This window comes from Gordonia sihwensis NBRC 108236 (genome assembly GCF_000333035.1).
GTDB classification, from domain to species: Bacteria; Actinomycetota; Actinomycetes; order Mycobacteriales; family Mycobacteriaceae; genus Gordonia; species Gordonia sihwensis.
Map to the genome: position 1 here is coordinate 35653 of NZ_BANU01000007.1, position 15861 is coordinate 51513.

Genomic DNA, 15861 nt, shown 5'->3' on the forward strand with positions numbered 1-15861 from the left:
GGTCGGTCGGAGTGACTGACTGAACAACACCCCGGAACCTCGGTTCCGGGGTGTTGTCGTCTGTCCGGACGAGTCGGGGCGAGCTCGGGCTCGGCCGCTCGCGTACCGTGTGGCCATGCGAGAAGAGCCGACTTCGGACACGATGTCTTTCACCTGGCGCCGGCTCGCCCTGATCGGCGCCCTGGCCGCGACGACGGCGTTGACGATCGTCGTCGGTGTGACCGATCCCCATGCGCCGCTGGTGTATCCGACCCGTTTCCTGATCTGGAACCTATTCCTCGCCTGGCTTCCGCTGCTGATCGCGTGCGCCTTCGTCATCGTGCGAAACAAGCTTGCGCTGATTCCGCTCGGACTCGCGTGGCTGGCCTTCCTGCCCAACGTGCCCTACCTGATCACCGACCTCGTGCATCTGGGCGAAGGCTACGAACTCTGGCGGCACATTCTCCAGTACGGATTCGCGGCATGGACCGGCGTGATGCTCGGCGTGGTCTCGATGCGGCTGGTGCACCGACGCATCGAAGCGGACTGGGGACGGGCCGCGGGCTGGGCCGCCGTCGCCGCATCGGTGATCCTCTGCGCCGTAGGAGTGGTCATCGGCCGATTCCAGCGCTGGAACTCCTGGGATCTCGTGGCCCGGCCGGACGCCGTCGTCGCCCAGACGATGGGATGGGTGAGATCACCCTTCGCGCACGTGCAGTCGTCCGGCGTCGCCGTCGCGGTCGCTGTCTTCCTGGCCGCCGCATACCTGACGATGTGGGCCTACGAGTCGATCGGCGCCGCCGGCCACTGACGGCGGCGCCGCCGACCTGTCCGTCTCCTGCAGTCTCAACCGAGCCGTACTTCGGCGACCGTCCGCAGGTGCGCGACGAGAGCCTGGCCCGACGGGCTGAGCGGACGGTCGGCGGCGACGGTGAGTCCGACGCTGTGCCCGATGGATCCGAGGTCCACGTCGAGCGGGGTGAGGCGGGCGTCGCCGCGTCCGATGAGGCTGGGCAGCACAGCGAGCGTCTCCGTATGGTGCAGCAGCTCCCGTACCGTGAGGAAGCTCGTCGCTTCCACACGGTTCTCCGGCAACGCGGTTCCGCTGCGGGCGAACACCGCTTCGAGTTCCCCGCGCAGGGCGGTCTCGACGCCGGGGAGTACCCACGGGTAACCGCGGGTGTCGGCGAGAGAGAAGGGTCCGGCCCCCGCGAGGGGGTGGGTGGAGCCGGCGAAGACCTCCACCGACTCCTCGTACAACGGGAGACGCGTGATGGTCGATGTGCTCGGCGATGTCAGACGACCGACGATCATGTCGATGCGACCCGCCTCGAGCTCGGCGAGCAGCGCTTCCGGCGAGCCCTCTCGTACCACGACGGTGAGTCGCGGATGCTTCGCTTTCAACTGCACAATCGCCTGCGGCAGAAGCACATTCGATCCCGCGAGATGCGTCCCGACGATCACGGTTCCGCGATCGGCGTCCGCCAGCTCCACCACATGGCGACCCGCCTGGTTCAGTTGTGCGAGGATCGCCCGCGCGTGCTCGGTGAACGCCGCCCCGAAGATCGTGGGCGTGATTCCCCGCGGGCCGCGCTCATACAGCTCCACTCCCACGATCGCCTCGATGTCGCGCAGGCTTCGCGTGGCGACCGGCTGAGTGACGTGGAGTTCCGCGGCTGCGCCGATCACGCTGCCCTGCCGCGACAGCGCGTCGATCAAGACCAGGTGCCGGATCTTCAGCCGGCCGTCGAGCAGTTTCGGCAGATCGATCGACGGCCGGTCCGCCGCACTCATACCCCGGAGGTGATCGTGATCAGCAGGTCGCCGTTCTCCACCTGCGCCACCCCCGGCACCGCGATCCTGCCGACCACGCCGCCCACCGGCGTGGTGATCGCCGCCTCCATCTTCATCGCCTCGATATGGGCGATCGTGTCGCCCGCGGCCACCTCGTCGCCTTCGGACACCTCCAGGGTGACCACGCCGGCGAACGGGGCGGGCACCTGACCGGGAACCGACGGATCGGCCTTCTCGGCCCGCGGCCGTGCGTCTTCGATCGAGCGGTCGCGCACCTGGACCGGCCGCAGCTGGCCGTTGATCCAGCACATCACCGTGCGCATCCCGCGTTCGTCGGCTTCGGAGATCGACTCGAGGCCGAGAAGGAGCGTGACACCGGGTCCGAGTTCCACGACGTGTTCGGTGCCGGGAACCAGACCGTAGAAGAACTCGCGGGTGCCGATCACCGAGGTGTCGCCGAAGGTCTCGCGGTGCTCGATGAATTCCCTGGACGGACCGGGGAACAGCAGCCGTGACAGTGTGGTCCGGCGCGTCTGCGAGTCGGCTGCGAGCCCGGCGCGGTCGTCGTCGGTCAGTTCGGCGAGCGGCGGTGCCACGGCCGGCGTGTTGCCGAGCGCCCGGGTGCGGAGCGGTTCGGGCCAACCCGCGGCCGGAGTGCCCAGCTCGCCGCGGAAGAACCCGGTGACCGACTCGGGGAGGTCGACCACCGTCGGATCGGCGGCGAACTGTTCGGCACTGACGCCCGAACCGACGAGAGCGAGGGCGAGGTCGCCGACGACCTTCGACGACGGCGTCACCTTGATGAGGCGGCCGAAGGCCCGGTCGACACCGGCGTAGGCGCGTTCGATCTCCTCGAACCGGTCCGCGAGCCCCAGAGCGGTGGCCTGCGCACGCAGATTCGACAGCTGACCGCCCGGGATCTCATGGGTGTACACACGGCCGGTCGGAGCGGGGATGCCGGCCTCGAACGGGTGGTAGAGCCCGCGCATCGACTCCCAGTAGGGCTCGAGCTCGCAGACCGCGTCGAGGTCGATGCCGGTGTCGCGGTCGGTGTGGGCGGTCGCCGCGACCACCGCCGACATCGACGGTTGGCTGGTACCGCCCGACATCGGGGCCGCGGCCACATCGACCGCGTCCGCGCCGGCGTTCCACGCCGCGAGGTACGTCGCCAGCTGGCCGCCCGCGGTGTCGTGCGTGTGGACGTGAACGGGAAGGTCGAAACGCGACCGGAGGGCCGTCACGAGCGTGGTGGCGGCCGGGGCGCGCAGCAGCCCGGCCATGTCCTTGACGGCGATGATGTGCGCGCCGGCGTCGACGACGCGCTCGGCCAGCCGGAGATAGTAGTCGAGAGTGTAGAGATCCTCCGCCGGGTCCGTCAGGTCACCGGTGTAACAGAGGGCCACCTCCGCGACCGCAGTGCCGGTCGCGCGCACGGCGTCGATCGCCGGACGCATCTGGTCGACGTCGTTCAGCGCGTCGAAGATGCGGAAGATGTCGACGCCGGTGGCGGCGGCCTCGGCCACGAAGGCATCGGTCACCTCGGTGGGATAAGGGGTGTAGCCGACGGTGTTGCGTCCCCGCAACAGCATCTGCAGGCAGATGTTCGGCACCGCCTCGCGCAGTCGTGCCAGGCGGTCCCACGGATCCTCGTGCAGGAAACGCAGGGCGACGTCGTAGGTCGCACCGCCCCAGGCCTCGATCGACAGCAGTTCCGGGATACTCGAGGAGACGTGGCCGGCGACCGCGGTCAGGTCCTTGGTGCGGACGCGTGTGGCGAGCAGCGACTGGTGCGCGTCGCGGAAGGTGGTGTCGGTGATCGCCAGCGCCTTCTGCGCACGGAGATCGGCGGCGAAGCGTTCGGGGCCGAGGGTGGCGAGCCGCTGGCGGGAGCCCTCCGGCACGGATCGCTCGGATGCCGGCCGCGGCAGCTTGGAGGCCGGGTCCACGCCCGCCGGAGCCTTGCCGTTGGGGGAGTTGACCGTGATGTCGGCCAGGTAGTTCAGCATGCGTGTGCCGCGGTCGGCCGGAGCGTTGCCGTGCAGCAGCTCCGGATGCGCGGCGATGAAGCCGGTGTCGACGGCGCCGGACTGGAACGTCGGATCGTCGAGCACTGCGCGGAGGAACGGGATGTTCGTCGTCACCCCTCGGATCCGGAACTCCATCAGCGCGCGGCGGGCGCGGGCGAGCGCGATGTCGCGAGTGGACCCGCGGCAGGTGAGCTTGACCAGCATGGAGTCGAAGTAGGCGCCGACCTCCGCGCCGACCGTGGTCCCGCCGTCCAGGCGGACGCCGGCGCCGCCGGGCGACCGGTACGCCGTGATGCGTCCGGTGTCGGGCCGGAATTCGTTCGCGGGGTCCTCGGTGGTGATCCGGTACTGCATGGCGGCACCGTGCAGCGCGATCGTGTCCTGCGACAGTCCGAGACCGGCGAGGGTGGCTCCGGCGGCGAGCTGCAACTGGGTCTGGACGAGATCGACGTCGGTCACCTCTTCGGTGACGGTGTGCTCCACCTGGATGCGGGGATTCATCTCGATGAACACGTAGTCGCCGCTGGTGTCCAGGAGGAACTCGACCGTCCCGGCACAGGTGTAGCCGATGTGGCGTGCGTAGCGCACGGCGTCGGCGCACATGCGCTCGCGCAGGTCCGCGGGCAGGTCCGGAGCGGGTGCCTGCTCGATGACCTTCTGATGGCGACGCTGGACGGAGCAGTCGCGCTCATAGAGATGGACGACATCGCCGGTGGCGTCGCCGAGGACCTGGACCTCGATGTGCCGCGGCCCGCTCACCGCCTGCTCGATGTACACCGCACCGTCGCCGAACGCCGACTCCGCTTCGCGGGAGGCCTCTTCGAGCGCCGCGCGCAGGAGCGCGGGATCGTCGACGAGGCGCATGCCGCGACCACCGCCGCCCGAGACGGCCTTGACGAAGACCGGGAAGGTCATCGACTCGCCGGCGTCCAGCAGCGTCTGCACATCGGTGGAGGGTTCGGTCGACGCCAGGACCGGGAGCCCGGCGGCGCGGGCTTCGGCGATCGCTCGAGACTTGTTGCCCGTCAGCTGAAGGACTTCGGCAGTCGGACCCACGAAGGTGATCCCGGCCGCGGCGCACGCCCGTGCGAGTTCGGGGTTCTCGGAGAGGAATCCGTATCCGGGGTAGACGGCGTCGGCACCGGATTCCTTCGCGACACGGATGATCTCGTCCACATCGAGGTAGGCCCGAACGGGATGCCCGGGCTCGCCGATCCGGTACGCCTCGTCTGCCTTGAACCGGTGGGGAGAGTTCCGGTCCTCGTGCGGGTACACCGCGACGGTGGTGATGCCCAGCTCGACGGCCGCGCGGAGGGCGCGGATCGCGATCTCGCCTCGGTTGGCGACAAGGATCTTGCGGAACATGACGGGGGTCCTCATTTCGGGGTGTGGGTCGGTGCGGTCAGGGCGAAGAGACGATGCACGGCCGACGACAGTTCGGTGTCGCGATCGGCCAGGTCGACGAAGACGTCGAAGTGGTTCCGTCCGGGAACGGTCAGGAGCGGGCCGGCACTTCCGCGGGCCCAGTGCCGGTGGAAGTCCCGACTCTGCCGGCGGAAGCCGTCGGCCTCGTGCTCGGCCATGGCGATCACCGCCGGAGCGGGATCGTCGGGCAGCGGTGCGAGGGCCGGGCTGAGGTCGGCAGCGGACTGCTCGGTCAGGAAGAGCCACTCGTTCGCCTCGGCGTGGATCAGCGGCCGCAGATCATAGAGTCCGCTGATCAGCAGGCCGGCGTGCACTGCGCGATCGGGCAGCCCGAGGTCAGCCTGCCAACCGCCGATCATGGTGGTCGCGGCGAGGTGAGCACCCGCCGAACTGCCGCAGACCACGATCCTGTTGCGATCGAGGCCGTGCGCGGGTCCGTCGCGATGCACCCATGCGACGGCCGCCCTGACTTGACGGACCATTTCGGGCAGGGAGGTCGCCGGAGCCAGTCCGTAGTCGACAGCGACAGTGGCGATACCGTGGTCGGCCAGCGTGCGCGCCATGAACGCGGTGTCCAGGCGTGACAGCGAGCGCCAGTATCCGCCGTGGATCACCAGGAATACCGGACGGGGAGCGTCGGCGATCCCCCACACGTCGAGCACCTCGTCGCTGTGCTCGTCGTAGGCGACGCCGCGGGCGCCGGGCAGATCCCGGACTGCGCGCTCGGACCGCGTTCGGTAATCGTCCATCACCCTGGCGAAGGTTTCCGGGGACACGGTTCCGCGGGCGCTGTATGCGGCGGCGATCTCGGGGTCGAACAACGGGGCTCCTTCGAACGGCAACGAATCGTCTTCAGGGTCTGGCACGCAACTCATACCCGTCTAATACCGAACACGTACCCGACTATGCCATTTTTGCTATGACGACCGGCACTCCGGTCGGCGGTTGTGACCATCTCCGTTATGACTATTTCGGTATGTGAGTGATTCCGCTAGGTATTTGAACCACATGGCGATGCGGATCACAGTGGATTCATGACCGCACCCCACCCCGAATGGATTCGCAACTACGTCGACGGCGCATTCCTCGACCCCGATCCGGCGTCGGCGTTCGACGCGGTCGACCCCGCCACCGGCACCGCGTACGCCAGGGTTCACGAGGCCGGAGCCGAGATCGTCGACCGTGCCGTCGGTTCGGCGCGACGTGCGCTGGCCGCCGGCTGGGCCGACCGGCCGGTCGCAGATCGGGCCCGGATCCTCCGTCGTGCCGCCGACCTGATCGAACAGCGCTTCGACGACTTCGTCGCCGCAGAGCTCGCCGACACCGGCAAGCCGGTGACACAGGCGCGTGCCCTCGACGTCGCCCGCGCTCCGATGAACTTCCGCGCGTACGCCGACCTGGTGTCGAGCGCCGGCGAGCAGTCGTACCTGACCGACACCGCCGACGGTCGCCGAGCCCTGAACTACACGGTCCGCAAACCGCTCGGCGTGATCGCGATCATCGTCCCCTGGAACCTCCCGCTCCTGCTCCTCACCTGGAAAGTCGCACCGGCGCTCGCCTGCGGGAACGCGGTGGTGGTGAAGCCGAGCGAGGACACTCCCGCCACCGCCTCGCTGCTGGCCGAAGTGCTCGCGGAAGCCGGTCTGCCGCGCGGTGTGTACAACGTGGTCCACGGTTTCGGCGCCGATTCGGCCGGGGCGTTCCTGACCGAGCATCCCGGAATCGACGGTGTCACCTTCACCGGATCGTCGGCCACCGGCAGTCACGTCATGCGGACGGTGGCGCCGCGGGTGCGGCCGGTCTCGCTGGAGCTCGGCGGCAAGAACGCGGCGATCGTCTTCGATGACGCGGACGTCGACGAGGCGGTCAAGGGACTGAGCCGGTCGATCTTCACCAACACCGGCCAGGTGTGTCTGTGCACCGAGCGCGTATACGTTCAGCGGCGGATCTTCGACGAGGTGGTCGCCGGCCTGGCGACCGAGGCCGCCTCGCTGCGGCTGGGAGATCCGTTCGACGAGGCGACGACGACCGGCCCGCTCATCTCAGAGAAGCACCGGAGGAAGGTCCTGAGCTACTTCGACCTCGCCCGCGCGGAAGGCGCCGATGTGGTGTGCGGGGGCCGGGTCCCGGACGTGGGAGAGCACCTCGACGGGGGTTCGTGGATCGCGCCGACGCTGTGGACGGGCGTCGACAACAGCAGTCGCGTGATGCGCGAGGAGATCTTCGGCCCGGTGGCCGGTCTGGTCCCGTTCGACACCGAGGAGGAGGCGATCGCACTCGCCAACGACACCGAGTACGGGCTCGCGTCGGTTGTCTGGACCGACGATCTGCGTCGCGGTCACCGCGTCGCCGCGCGGATGAACGTCGGGCTCTCGTGGGTCAACACCTGGTACCTGCGTGATCTGCGAGCCCCGTTCGGCGGCGTCGGGCTCTCCGGCATCGGCCGCGAGGGCGGAGAATCCTCGCTGCACTTCTACACCGAACCGACCAACGTCTGCCTGCAACTGTGACCACCACACCTCCGTCCGAAGCGAAAGGACCGCATATGCACACCACCGACGACGAGGCGGCCGCGCTGGCCGGCCGTCTCGACCACGCCCAGACCAGATGTCGAGAGACCCCGAGCATCGAACGTGATCCCGCGATCGGTATCGCCTTCGACGTCGACCTCGCATATCGGGTGCAGGAAGAACTGATCGGGCTGCGAACGGCGCGCGGCGAGAGCGTGGTCGGAGTGAAACTCGGGTTCACCAGCAAGGCCAAGATGGCGCAGATGGGCGTCTCCGACGTCATCGTGGGCCGGCTCACCGACGCGATGACCGTCGCGAACGGCGGCACGGTGGACCTCGGGAAGTTCATCCACCCGAAGGCGGAGCCGGAGGTGGCGTATCTGCTCTCGCGCGATGTGCGCCTCGACGACCCGAACGAGGACATCCTCGACGCGGTCTCGGCGATCGCTCCGGCGGTGGAGGTCATCGACTCGCGTTATCTGGACTTCGCCTTCACCTACGCCGACGTGGTGGCCGACAACACCTCGGCGGCCGGATATGCGATCGGGGAGTGGTCGCCGCTGTGCGACGCGGCGGACCTCGACGTGACCCTGCGCGTCGGCGCCGACTCGGTGCACGGTTCCACCGCCGCGATCCTCGGCGATCCGGCTCAGGCCCTGCTCGCGCTCCTCGACATGTGCCGGCGGCGGCGCATTCCGCTCGAGGCCGGCCACGTGATACTCGCCGGCGCGGCGACCGCCGCGCTGCCGCTCACCGCCTCCACGCCCGACGGCACGGACGTGCAGTGCACCGTCGAAGGACTCGGAACGGTCTCCTTCACGGCAGTCGGAGAGGCGGCCCGCCGATGAGCGCCGCCGGCGCCGAGGCGCTCGTCGTCAGCGGAAAAGCCACCCCTCGAGGACGATTCCCGCACGTGAAGACGGTCGGCGATCTGATCTTCGTCTCCGGCACCAGCTCGCGCCGTCCGGACAACACGTTCGTCGGCGTCGAGGTCGACGAGATGGGCACCGCCTCCCTCGACATCGAGGCGCAGACGCGAGCGGTGATCGAGAACATCCGCGACATCCTCGCCGAGGTCGGCGCCGGACTCGACGACCTCTGTCAGGTCACGGCCTACCTCGTGTCGATGAACGATTTCGGCGCCTACAACCGCGTCTACGGCGAGTACTTCGACGAGAACGGTCCCACGCGGACCACCGTCGCGGTGCACCAGCTCCCGCATCCGCACCTGCTCATCGAGATCCAGGCGATCGCACATCGCCGGCGGCCGTGACTCGGCCACCCACTCACAACCCCAGGAGTTCCCATGACGACCATTCCGCCCGTCATCGATTTCCAGCGCTGGATCGACGACAACCGCCATCTGCTCAAGCCGCCGGTGAACAACCAGATGATGGCGCTCGGAGACGACTTCATCATTCAGGTGGTCGGCGGCCCCAACGAGCGCTACGACTACCACTACGAGCCGTACGAGGAGTGGTTCTACCAGCTCCGCGGCGACATCCACGTCAACCTGATGACCGAGGACGGGCCGCGACGGGTCGATGTCCGGGAAGGGGAGACGTGGCTGATGCCTGCGAACATTCCGCATTCGCCGCAGCGGCCCGACCCCGATTCGATCGGTCTGGTGATCGAGCGGGTCCGCAAGGAGGGCACGCTGGAGAAGTTCCAGTGGTATTGCCTGGAATGCCACACCAAGCTGCACGAGGTGGAGTTGCAGGTGCGCGACCTCGTCGAGGACATGCCTCCGGTCTTCGACTCCTTCGGTTCCGATGAGCAGGCCAGGACCTGCCGTGAATGCGGCGCCCTCCATCCGGGGAAGGGCTGAAGTGAGCGACATCATCGACGTCCACACCCACTATGTGCCGAAGGGATGGCCCGACCTGCGCGACGTCGCCGGTCCCGAAGCGCCGTGGCTGCGTGTGGAGTCCGAACGCGAGGCGATGATGATGACCGGCGACGTCGAGTTCCGCCGGATCCAGTCCGACGCGTGGGATCCGGAGGTGCGCCTGCGCGATATGGACGCGGACGGGGTGGCGACCCAGGTGGTCTCGCCGACGCCGGTGTTCTTCAATTACGCGAGGACCGGTGAACAGGCCGCGCGGATCTCCGCGGTGTTCAACGATCTCGCACTCGAGATCGTCGACGCGGCCGGCGAACGGATGATCCCGTTCTGTCAGGTGCCGCTGCAGGATCCCGATCTCGCATGCGAGGAACTCGACCGGTGCCTCGCCAACGGGCACCGCGGCGTCGAGATCGGCAACCACGTCGGCGATCGTGATCTGGACGACGAAGGCGTCGTCACCTTTCTGCAGCACTGCGCCGACCGCGACGTCCCCGTCTTCGTTCACCCCTGGGACATGGCGGGATCGCCGCGACTGGACCGCTGGATGGCGCGATGGCTGGTGGGGATGCCCGCCGAGTCGCATCTGTCGATTCTGGCGATGATCCTCGGCGGCACCTTCGACCGAGTGGACGAGCGGCTCAAGATCGCCTTCGCGCACGGCGGCGGCTCGTTCGCCTTCTGGCTCGGTCGGATGGAGAACGCCTGGCATCGGCGCCACGATGTCATCGGCACCTCCGAATATCCACCGTCGCACTATCTCGGACGGTTCTACGTCGATTCGGTGGTCTTCGACGAACGCGCGTTGCGGCTGCTGGTCGACACGATCGGGCGCGACCGGGTGCTGGTGGGCAGCGACTACCCCTATCCGCTCGGAGAGCGGCCGGTCGGCGAAGTGGTGCGAAAGAGCGAATTCCTGGATTCGACCACCCGATCGCTGATCACACACGGGAACGCCGAGCGCTTCCTGGGACTCTGAGTCTCCCCGCACCGGAGCCGGGCGGTGTCCGGCCGCCGGGTGGTGCGCCGACGGCCCGCTCCATCCCTATGCCCGCCGGGGCATCGGTACCGCGGCGAAAGGCATTTCTCACGCGCCGCCGTATGCCGTCTTCTGAATGTGACCCCGATTACTCAGCGTTCGTCGGCGTCGCCACCTCACCCCCATGAAAGGCCGATATCGATGTTCACCAGATCCTCCGACAAGGCGCTGAGCGATCAGCAGGCGCGACGCCGGGTCGCCTCGGCGATGCTCGTCGGCACCACTCTCGAGTGGTACGACTTCTTCCTCTACGGCACAGCCGCCGCATTGATCTTCAACAAACAGTTCTTCCCGTCGTTGAGTCCCGCCGCAGGCACGCTCGCGGCCTTCAGCACGTTCGCCGTCGGCTTCGTCGCGCGTCCGCTCGGTGGCCTCGTCTTCGGTCACTTCGGCGACCGGGTCGGACGGCGGAACACGCTCATCGTCTCGCTCCTGATGATGGGTGCGGCCTCGACGCTGATCGGCGTGGTGCCCAACTACGGGTCCATCGGAGTGTGGGCGCCGGTCCTGCTGGTGCTGCTTCGCGTGGTCCAGGGGCTCGGTCTCGGCGGCGAGGGTGCCGGCGCCACGCTGATGTCGATGGAGCACGCGCCCGCAGGCAAGCGGAACCTCTACGCGGGTTTCCCGCAGATGGGCACTCCCGCCGGACTGGTCCTGGCGAACGTCGTCTTCCTGACCACCAATGCGGTGATGCCGTCCGGAGCCTTCGACGCGTGGGGCTGGCGGATCCCGTTCCTGCTCAGCGCGGTGCTTGTGGTGATCGGTCTGGTGATCCGCCTGCACGTCGAGGAGTCGCCCTCGTTCAGCCGGGTCGTCAGTCACCGGGCCGTCGAGCGGTTCCCGCTGCGAGAGGCGATGCGCGTGGGTGTCGGGCGGATGGCACTGACGCTCGGCGTGATGATCGCGAACTCGGCGGTGGCCTACGTGTTCATGGTCTTCACCCTCTCGTACGGCACCGAGCACCTCGATTACAGCCGTTCCTTCCTCATCGTCTGCGTCTCGGTCGCGGCCGTGATCTGGTTCGCGACCATCCCGTTCTGGACTCGGATCGCCGACCGCAGCGGCCGGCGCTCCATGTTCGTCGGAGGGTCGGTCGCGCTGCTGATCTGGTGTCTGGTCTTCCTGCCGATGCTCGGCACGGGCAGTGCGGTGATCACCGCCGCGGCGTTCCTCGGGATGGGCGTCATCGTGCCGATCACGCACAGCGTCCAGGGCGCGATCATCGCCGACACCTTCCCGGCCGCCGTCCGCTACTCGGGAACTTCGCTGATCCTGCAGGTCGGCGCGATTCTGGGCGGGGGACTGGCACCGATCATCTCTTCGGCGCTGGTCGGGGAGTCCGGTGGCGCCGCCGGCGTCACCGCGTATCTCGCCGTTGTCTGCCTGCTCAGCCTGGTGTGCGCGGTGGTTCTGTTCGCTCGGGTGCCGGAGCCGGAACCCGCTGCGGCGGCCGCCGCCGAAGGTGCGACCGTGTGACGACTCGCGACACTCCGGCGACGAGGCGGGGCGGCCGATTCGATCGGCCGCCCCGCCTCGTCAACGCAGCGTGCGTCGACGGTCGAGGGTGGACGCGATCCCGGTCGCTGCGGCGCGGACCGCGTCGGTGTGCGCCTCGGGCCGGTACCGCGTGAGCGGGCCGGTCACGCTGACCGCGGCCACCACGGTGTTGTTCGCGACGTCCAGGATCGGCGCCGCAACGCACGCAATTCCGGGAGCCGACTCCTCGTACTCGAAGGCCGCTCCGGATTCGCGGATGGCATCGAGTTGGCGCGCCAGGATGCCCGGCGCGACGATCGTTCGCGGGGTGCGGCGGGGGAGCGGTCCGGCGAGGACGCTCTGCTGCAGAGCGGGATCCGAGTGCGCCAAGAGTGCCTTGCCGATCCCCGTGCAGTGCAACGGCATCCGGCCGCCTGTGCGCGAGGGCGCGCTGGCCTGACGGTGACCGCCGATCTTCGCCACGTAGACCACCTCGTGGCCGTCGAGGACACCCAGGTGCACGGTCTCCCGGGTTCGCCCGTAGAGGTCCTGGAGGAAGGGCATCGCGATCTCCAGCAGACTGCGTTCCACCGACGCGAGCATCCCGAGTTCGAATAGGCCGCCGGACAGTCGGTACCCGTCGTCGGTTCGGTCGAGGAGCCGGACCCCGACGAGTTCACCGGCCAGCCGATGCACCGTCGCCTTGTGCAGACCGGTGCGGCGCACCAGTTCGGCGAGGCTCAGTTCGTTGTCGTCGACAGTGAAGGCCCGGAGGATGGTCACCACTTTGCCGACGACGGTGGCGCGGTCCACGGCGTGCTCGCCGTCGCCCGGATCCGACGGTTTCGAGGGCGTCGTTCTGGCCATGCGGACGACACTACCGCCTCCGTCTCGCTCAGCGAGACGACGCTCTTCTCTTCGGGCGGCGCAGCGGTGAGCATGGTCACCATGACCGAGACCACCGAACGCGAACCGGCGCAGAATCCGGTCGCCGAAGACCAGGCCGCGCAGCGGCTGCTCACCGCCCTCCAGACCAGACAGGCGTGCACTCCGGTGCGCGACCTGATCGGACCCACGGATCTGGCCGCGGCCTACCGCGTCCAGGAACGGCTGACCGCGGGCCGGGTGTCCGGCGGCGCGACGATCGTCGGCCGCAAGATCGGCCTCACCTCTGCGGCCGTTCAAGACCAGATGGGCGTCGACCAGCCCGACTTCGGCGTCCTCTTCGACGACATGGCGTACGGCGACGGCGAGGTGGTTCCGATCGACCGGCTGCTGCAGCCCAAGGCCGAGGCGGAGGTCGCCTTCGTCTTGAAGAAGGATCTCGCCGACGGTCCGCTCGACATCGAACAGATCCGCGATGCGATCGACTACGGCGTCGCCGCACTGGAGGTCTGCGACAGCCGCATCGACGGCTGGGACATCGCATTCGCCGACACGGTCGCCGACAACGCCTCCTCGGGGGTCTACGTCCTCGGCACCGACCGCAGGACGCTCGACGAGTTCCGTCCCGTCGACGTCGGCATGTCGATGCTCATCAACGGCGAGGAGGTCTCGACCGGTGAGGGCGCGGCCTGCCTCGGAGACCCGCTCAACGCCGTCGCCTGGTTGGCCCGGGCCGCCCGCGACTTCGGCGAACCCCTGCGCGCGGGTCAGGTGATCCTGTCCGGAGCGCTCGGCCCCATGCGCCCGATTCAACCCGGAGACGAGGTGACCGTCGTGATCGACGGCCTCGGATCGGTGAAAGCCCGTTTCAGTGAAGGGAACTCCCATGAGTAAGACGTCAGGCGGCAAGACGAAGGTCGCCATCATCGGCTCCGGCAACATCGGGACCGATCTGATGATCAAGGTGCTGCGGACCGCCAAGCACCTCGAGATGGGTGCGATGGTCGGCATCGATCCCGACTCCGACGGCCTGGCCCGCGCCCAGCGCCTCGGCGTGCCCACCACGCACGAAGGCGTCGAGGGTCTCGTCGCGATGCCGAACTTCGACGAGATCGAGATCGTCTTCGACGCCACCTCGGCCAAAGCCCACGAGCACAATGCGTCGATCCTGCAGCCGCTGGGCAAGCGGTTGATCGACCTGACGCCGGCGGCCATCGGACCGTACGTGGTGCCGGCGGTGAACATCGGCGACCATCTCGATGCGCAGAACGTCAACATGGTGACCTGCGGCGGGCAGGCGACCATCCCGATCGTCGCCGCGGTGTCCCGCGTGGCGCCGGTCGCCTACGCCGAGATCGTCGCGTCCATCGCGTCCAAGTCGGCCGGACCCGGCACCCGCGCCAACATCGACGAGTTCACCGAGACCACGTCGGCGGCCATCGAGCAGGTCGGCGGGGCCCGCAACGGCAAGGCCATCATCATCCTGAACCCGGCCGAGCCGCCGCTGATCATGCGCGACACCGTGTATGCGCTGGTCGATGCGCCGGACCTGGACACTCAGGAGCGGATCCGCAATTCGGTCGAGAAGATGGTCGCGGACGTCTCCGCATACGTCCCGGGGTACCGACTGAAGCAGAAGGTACAGATCAACCCGATCGCCGAGGGGTCGCCGGTTCAGACGCTGATGACCCAGGAGCCGGAGTCGGCTCCCACCCACCAGGTGTCGGTCTTCCTCGAAGTCGAGGGTGCCGCGCACTATCTGCCGGCCTATGCCGGGAACCTCGACATCATGACGTCCGCGGGCCTGCAGTACGCGGAGCGGATCGCAGCGCTGAAGGAGTCCAACGCATGAGCACCCCCATCTTCGTCCAGGACGTCACGCTGCGTGACGGCATGCATGCCATCCGCCATCAGATCAGCACCGACGACGTCAAGCGCATCGTCTCTGCGCTCGACGAGGCCGGCGTCGACGCCATCGAGGTTGCGCACGGCGACGGTCTGGCGGGCGGCTCGGTGAACTACGGGCCCGGTTCCAACACCGACTGGGAGTGGATCGAGGCCGCGGCGAGTGTTCTGAAGAACGCACGGCTCACCACTCTGCTGCTGCCGGGCGTGGGCACTGTCGAGGAACTGAAGCACGCATGGGATCTCGGCGTCCGGTCGGTCCGCATCGCGACGCACTGCACCGAGGCCGACGTCTCCGCACAGCACATCGCCGCGGCGCGGGAGATCGGCATGGACGTCTCGGGCTTCCTGATGCTCTCGCACATGTCGACCCCCGAGAAGCTGGCGGAGCAGGCCAAGCTGATGGAGAGCTACGGCGCGCACTGCGTGTACATCACCGATTCGGGCGGACGCCTGACGATGAACGACGTGGTCGCGCGAGTGAAGGCCTACCGGGCCGTGCTGAATCCGGAGACCGAGATCGGCATCCACGCTCACGAGAACCTCTCGCTGTCGGTCGCCAACTCGGTGGTCGCGGTCGAGAACGGCGTCTACCGCGTCGACGCCTCGCTGGCCGGCCACGGTGCCGGAGCGGGCAACTGCCCGATCGAGCCCTTCGTCGCCGTCGCGAATCTGTCGGGCTTCGAGCACCGCTGCGACCTGAACAAGCTGGAGGACGCGGCCGACGACATCGTCCGGCCACTGCAGGACCGCCCGGTCCGCGTCGACCGCGAGACGCTCACGCTCGGATACGCCGGCGTGTACTCGTCGTTCCTGCGTCACGCCGAGGCCGCGGCCAAACGGTACGACCTCGACGTGCGCGACATCCTCACCGTGTGCGGTGAACGGCGTCTGGTCGGTGGCCAGGAGGACATGATCGTCGACATCGCCCTCACTCTGGTGGCGGAGCGCGACGGCGAGGTCGCCTAGCATCTCGCT

The 15861-nt window shown here is 68.4% G+C and carries 14 protein-coding genes; 10 read left to right on the forward strand and 4 right to left on the reverse strand.

Annotated elements, in window-relative coordinates:
- Positions 1-115: 115 nt before the first annotated feature.
- Positions 116-790 carry a DUF1361 domain-containing protein gene (locus tag GSI01S_RS05275; protein ID WP_051999610.1) on the forward strand — a complete coding sequence of 225 codons (675 nt, stop codon included), beginning with the start codon at positions 116-118 and terminating at the stop codon, positions 788-790.
- A 35-nt stretch (positions 791-825) separates the two neighbouring features.
- Here GSI01S_RS05275 and GSI01S_RS05280 read toward each other — a convergent pair whose 3' ends face one another.
- The 3 genes from GSI01S_RS05280 to GSI01S_RS05290 are packed head-to-tail and all read right to left on the reverse strand — an operon-like array spanning position 826 to position 6091.
- On the reverse strand, positions 826-1773 hold the full coding sequence (locus GSI01S_RS05280; RefSeq protein WP_006895418.1) for a LysR substrate-binding domain-containing protein: 948 nt from the start codon (positions 1771-1773) through the stop codon (positions 826-828).
- Positions 1770-5165, reverse strand: a complete 3396-nt coding sequence (locus GSI01S_RS05285) for a pyruvate carboxylase (RefSeq protein WP_006895419.1) — start codon at positions 5163-5165, stop codon at positions 1770-1772. Before GSI01S_RS05285 ends, GSI01S_RS05280 begins: the two co-directional genes overlap by 4 nt.
- 11 nt (positions 5166-5176) lie before the next feature.
- Positions 5177-6091 carry an alpha/beta hydrolase gene (locus GSI01S_RS05290; protein ID WP_231649987.1) on the reverse strand — a complete coding sequence of 305 codons (915 nt, stop codon included), beginning with the start codon at positions 6089-6091 and terminating at the stop codon, positions 5177-5179.
- Between the two features lie 168 nt (positions 6092-6259).
- Between GSI01S_RS05290 and GSI01S_RS05295 the strand changes: the two genes are divergently transcribed.
- The 6 genes from GSI01S_RS05295 to GSI01S_RS05320 all read left to right on the forward strand — a co-directional run bounded on the left by GSI01S_RS05295 (position 6260) and on the right by GSI01S_RS05320 (position 12093).
- Positions 6260-7735, forward strand: coding sequence for a 2-hydroxymuconic semialdehyde dehydrogenase (locus GSI01S_RS05295; RefSeq protein ID WP_006895421.1), 1476 nt, complete (start codon positions 6260-6262; stop codon positions 7733-7735).
- A 35-nt stretch (positions 7736-7770) separates the two neighbouring features.
- Positions 7771-8583, forward strand: a complete 813-nt coding sequence (locus GSI01S_RS05300) for a 2-keto-4-pentenoate hydratase (RefSeq protein ID WP_006895422.1) — start codon at positions 7771-7773, stop codon at positions 8581-8583.
- The gene (locus GSI01S_RS05305) at positions 8580-9008 is read left to right on the forward strand and encodes a RidA family protein (protein ID WP_006895424.1); all 429 of its coding nucleotides are present in this window, start codon (positions 8580-8582) and stop codon (positions 9006-9008) included. Before GSI01S_RS05300 ends, GSI01S_RS05305 begins: the two co-directional genes overlap by 4 nt.
- A gap of 33 nt (positions 9009-9041) precedes the next feature.
- Entirely contained in the window at positions 9042-9563 is a 522-nt protein-coding gene (locus GSI01S_RS05310; RefSeq protein WP_006895426.1) for a 3-hydroxyanthranilate 3,4-dioxygenase, read from the forward strand.
- Between the two features lies 1 nt (position 9564).
- A complete protein-coding gene (locus tag GSI01S_RS05315; protein ID WP_006895427.1) occupies positions 9565-10557 on the forward strand; it encodes an amidohydrolase family protein in 993 nt (330 codons plus the stop codon).
- A gap of 201 nt (positions 10558-10758) precedes the next feature.
- Positions 10759-12093 carry an MFS transporter gene (locus GSI01S_RS05320; protein WP_006895429.1) on the forward strand — a complete coding sequence of 445 codons (1335 nt, stop codon included), beginning with the start codon at positions 10759-10761 and terminating at the stop codon, positions 12091-12093.
- A gap of 60 nt (positions 12094-12153) precedes the next feature.
- Here GSI01S_RS05320 and GSI01S_RS05325 read toward each other — a convergent pair whose 3' ends face one another.
- Positions 12154-12960 (reverse strand): IclR family transcriptional regulator, encoded by an 807-nt coding sequence (locus GSI01S_RS05325; protein WP_045536798.1) that lies wholly within the window; start codon positions 12958-12960, stop codon positions 12154-12156.
- 72 nt (positions 12961-13032) lie between these two features.
- Between GSI01S_RS05325 and GSI01S_RS05330 the strand changes: the two genes are divergently transcribed.
- From GSI01S_RS05330 to dmpG, 3 genes are read left to right on the forward strand one after another with little or no spacing between them, the layout of a single operon-like run.
- Positions 13033-13872 (forward strand): 2-keto-4-pentenoate hydratase, encoded by an 840-nt coding sequence (locus GSI01S_RS05330; protein WP_414735732.1) that lies wholly within the window; start codon positions 13033-13035, stop codon positions 13870-13872.
- On the forward strand, positions 13865-14830 hold the full coding sequence (locus tag GSI01S_RS05335) for an acetaldehyde dehydrogenase (acetylating) (RefSeq protein WP_006895433.1): 966 nt from the start codon (positions 13865-13867) through the stop codon (positions 14828-14830). Before GSI01S_RS05330 ends, GSI01S_RS05335 begins: the two co-directional genes overlap by 8 nt.
- On the forward strand, positions 14827-15852 hold the full coding sequence (dmpG, locus tag GSI01S_RS05340) for a 4-hydroxy-2-oxovalerate aldolase (protein WP_006895434.1): 1026 nt from the start codon (positions 14827-14829) through the stop codon (positions 15850-15852). The genes GSI01S_RS05335 and dmpG overlap by 4 nt, the downstream gene beginning before the upstream one ends.
- Positions 15853-15861 lie beyond the last annotated feature (9 nt).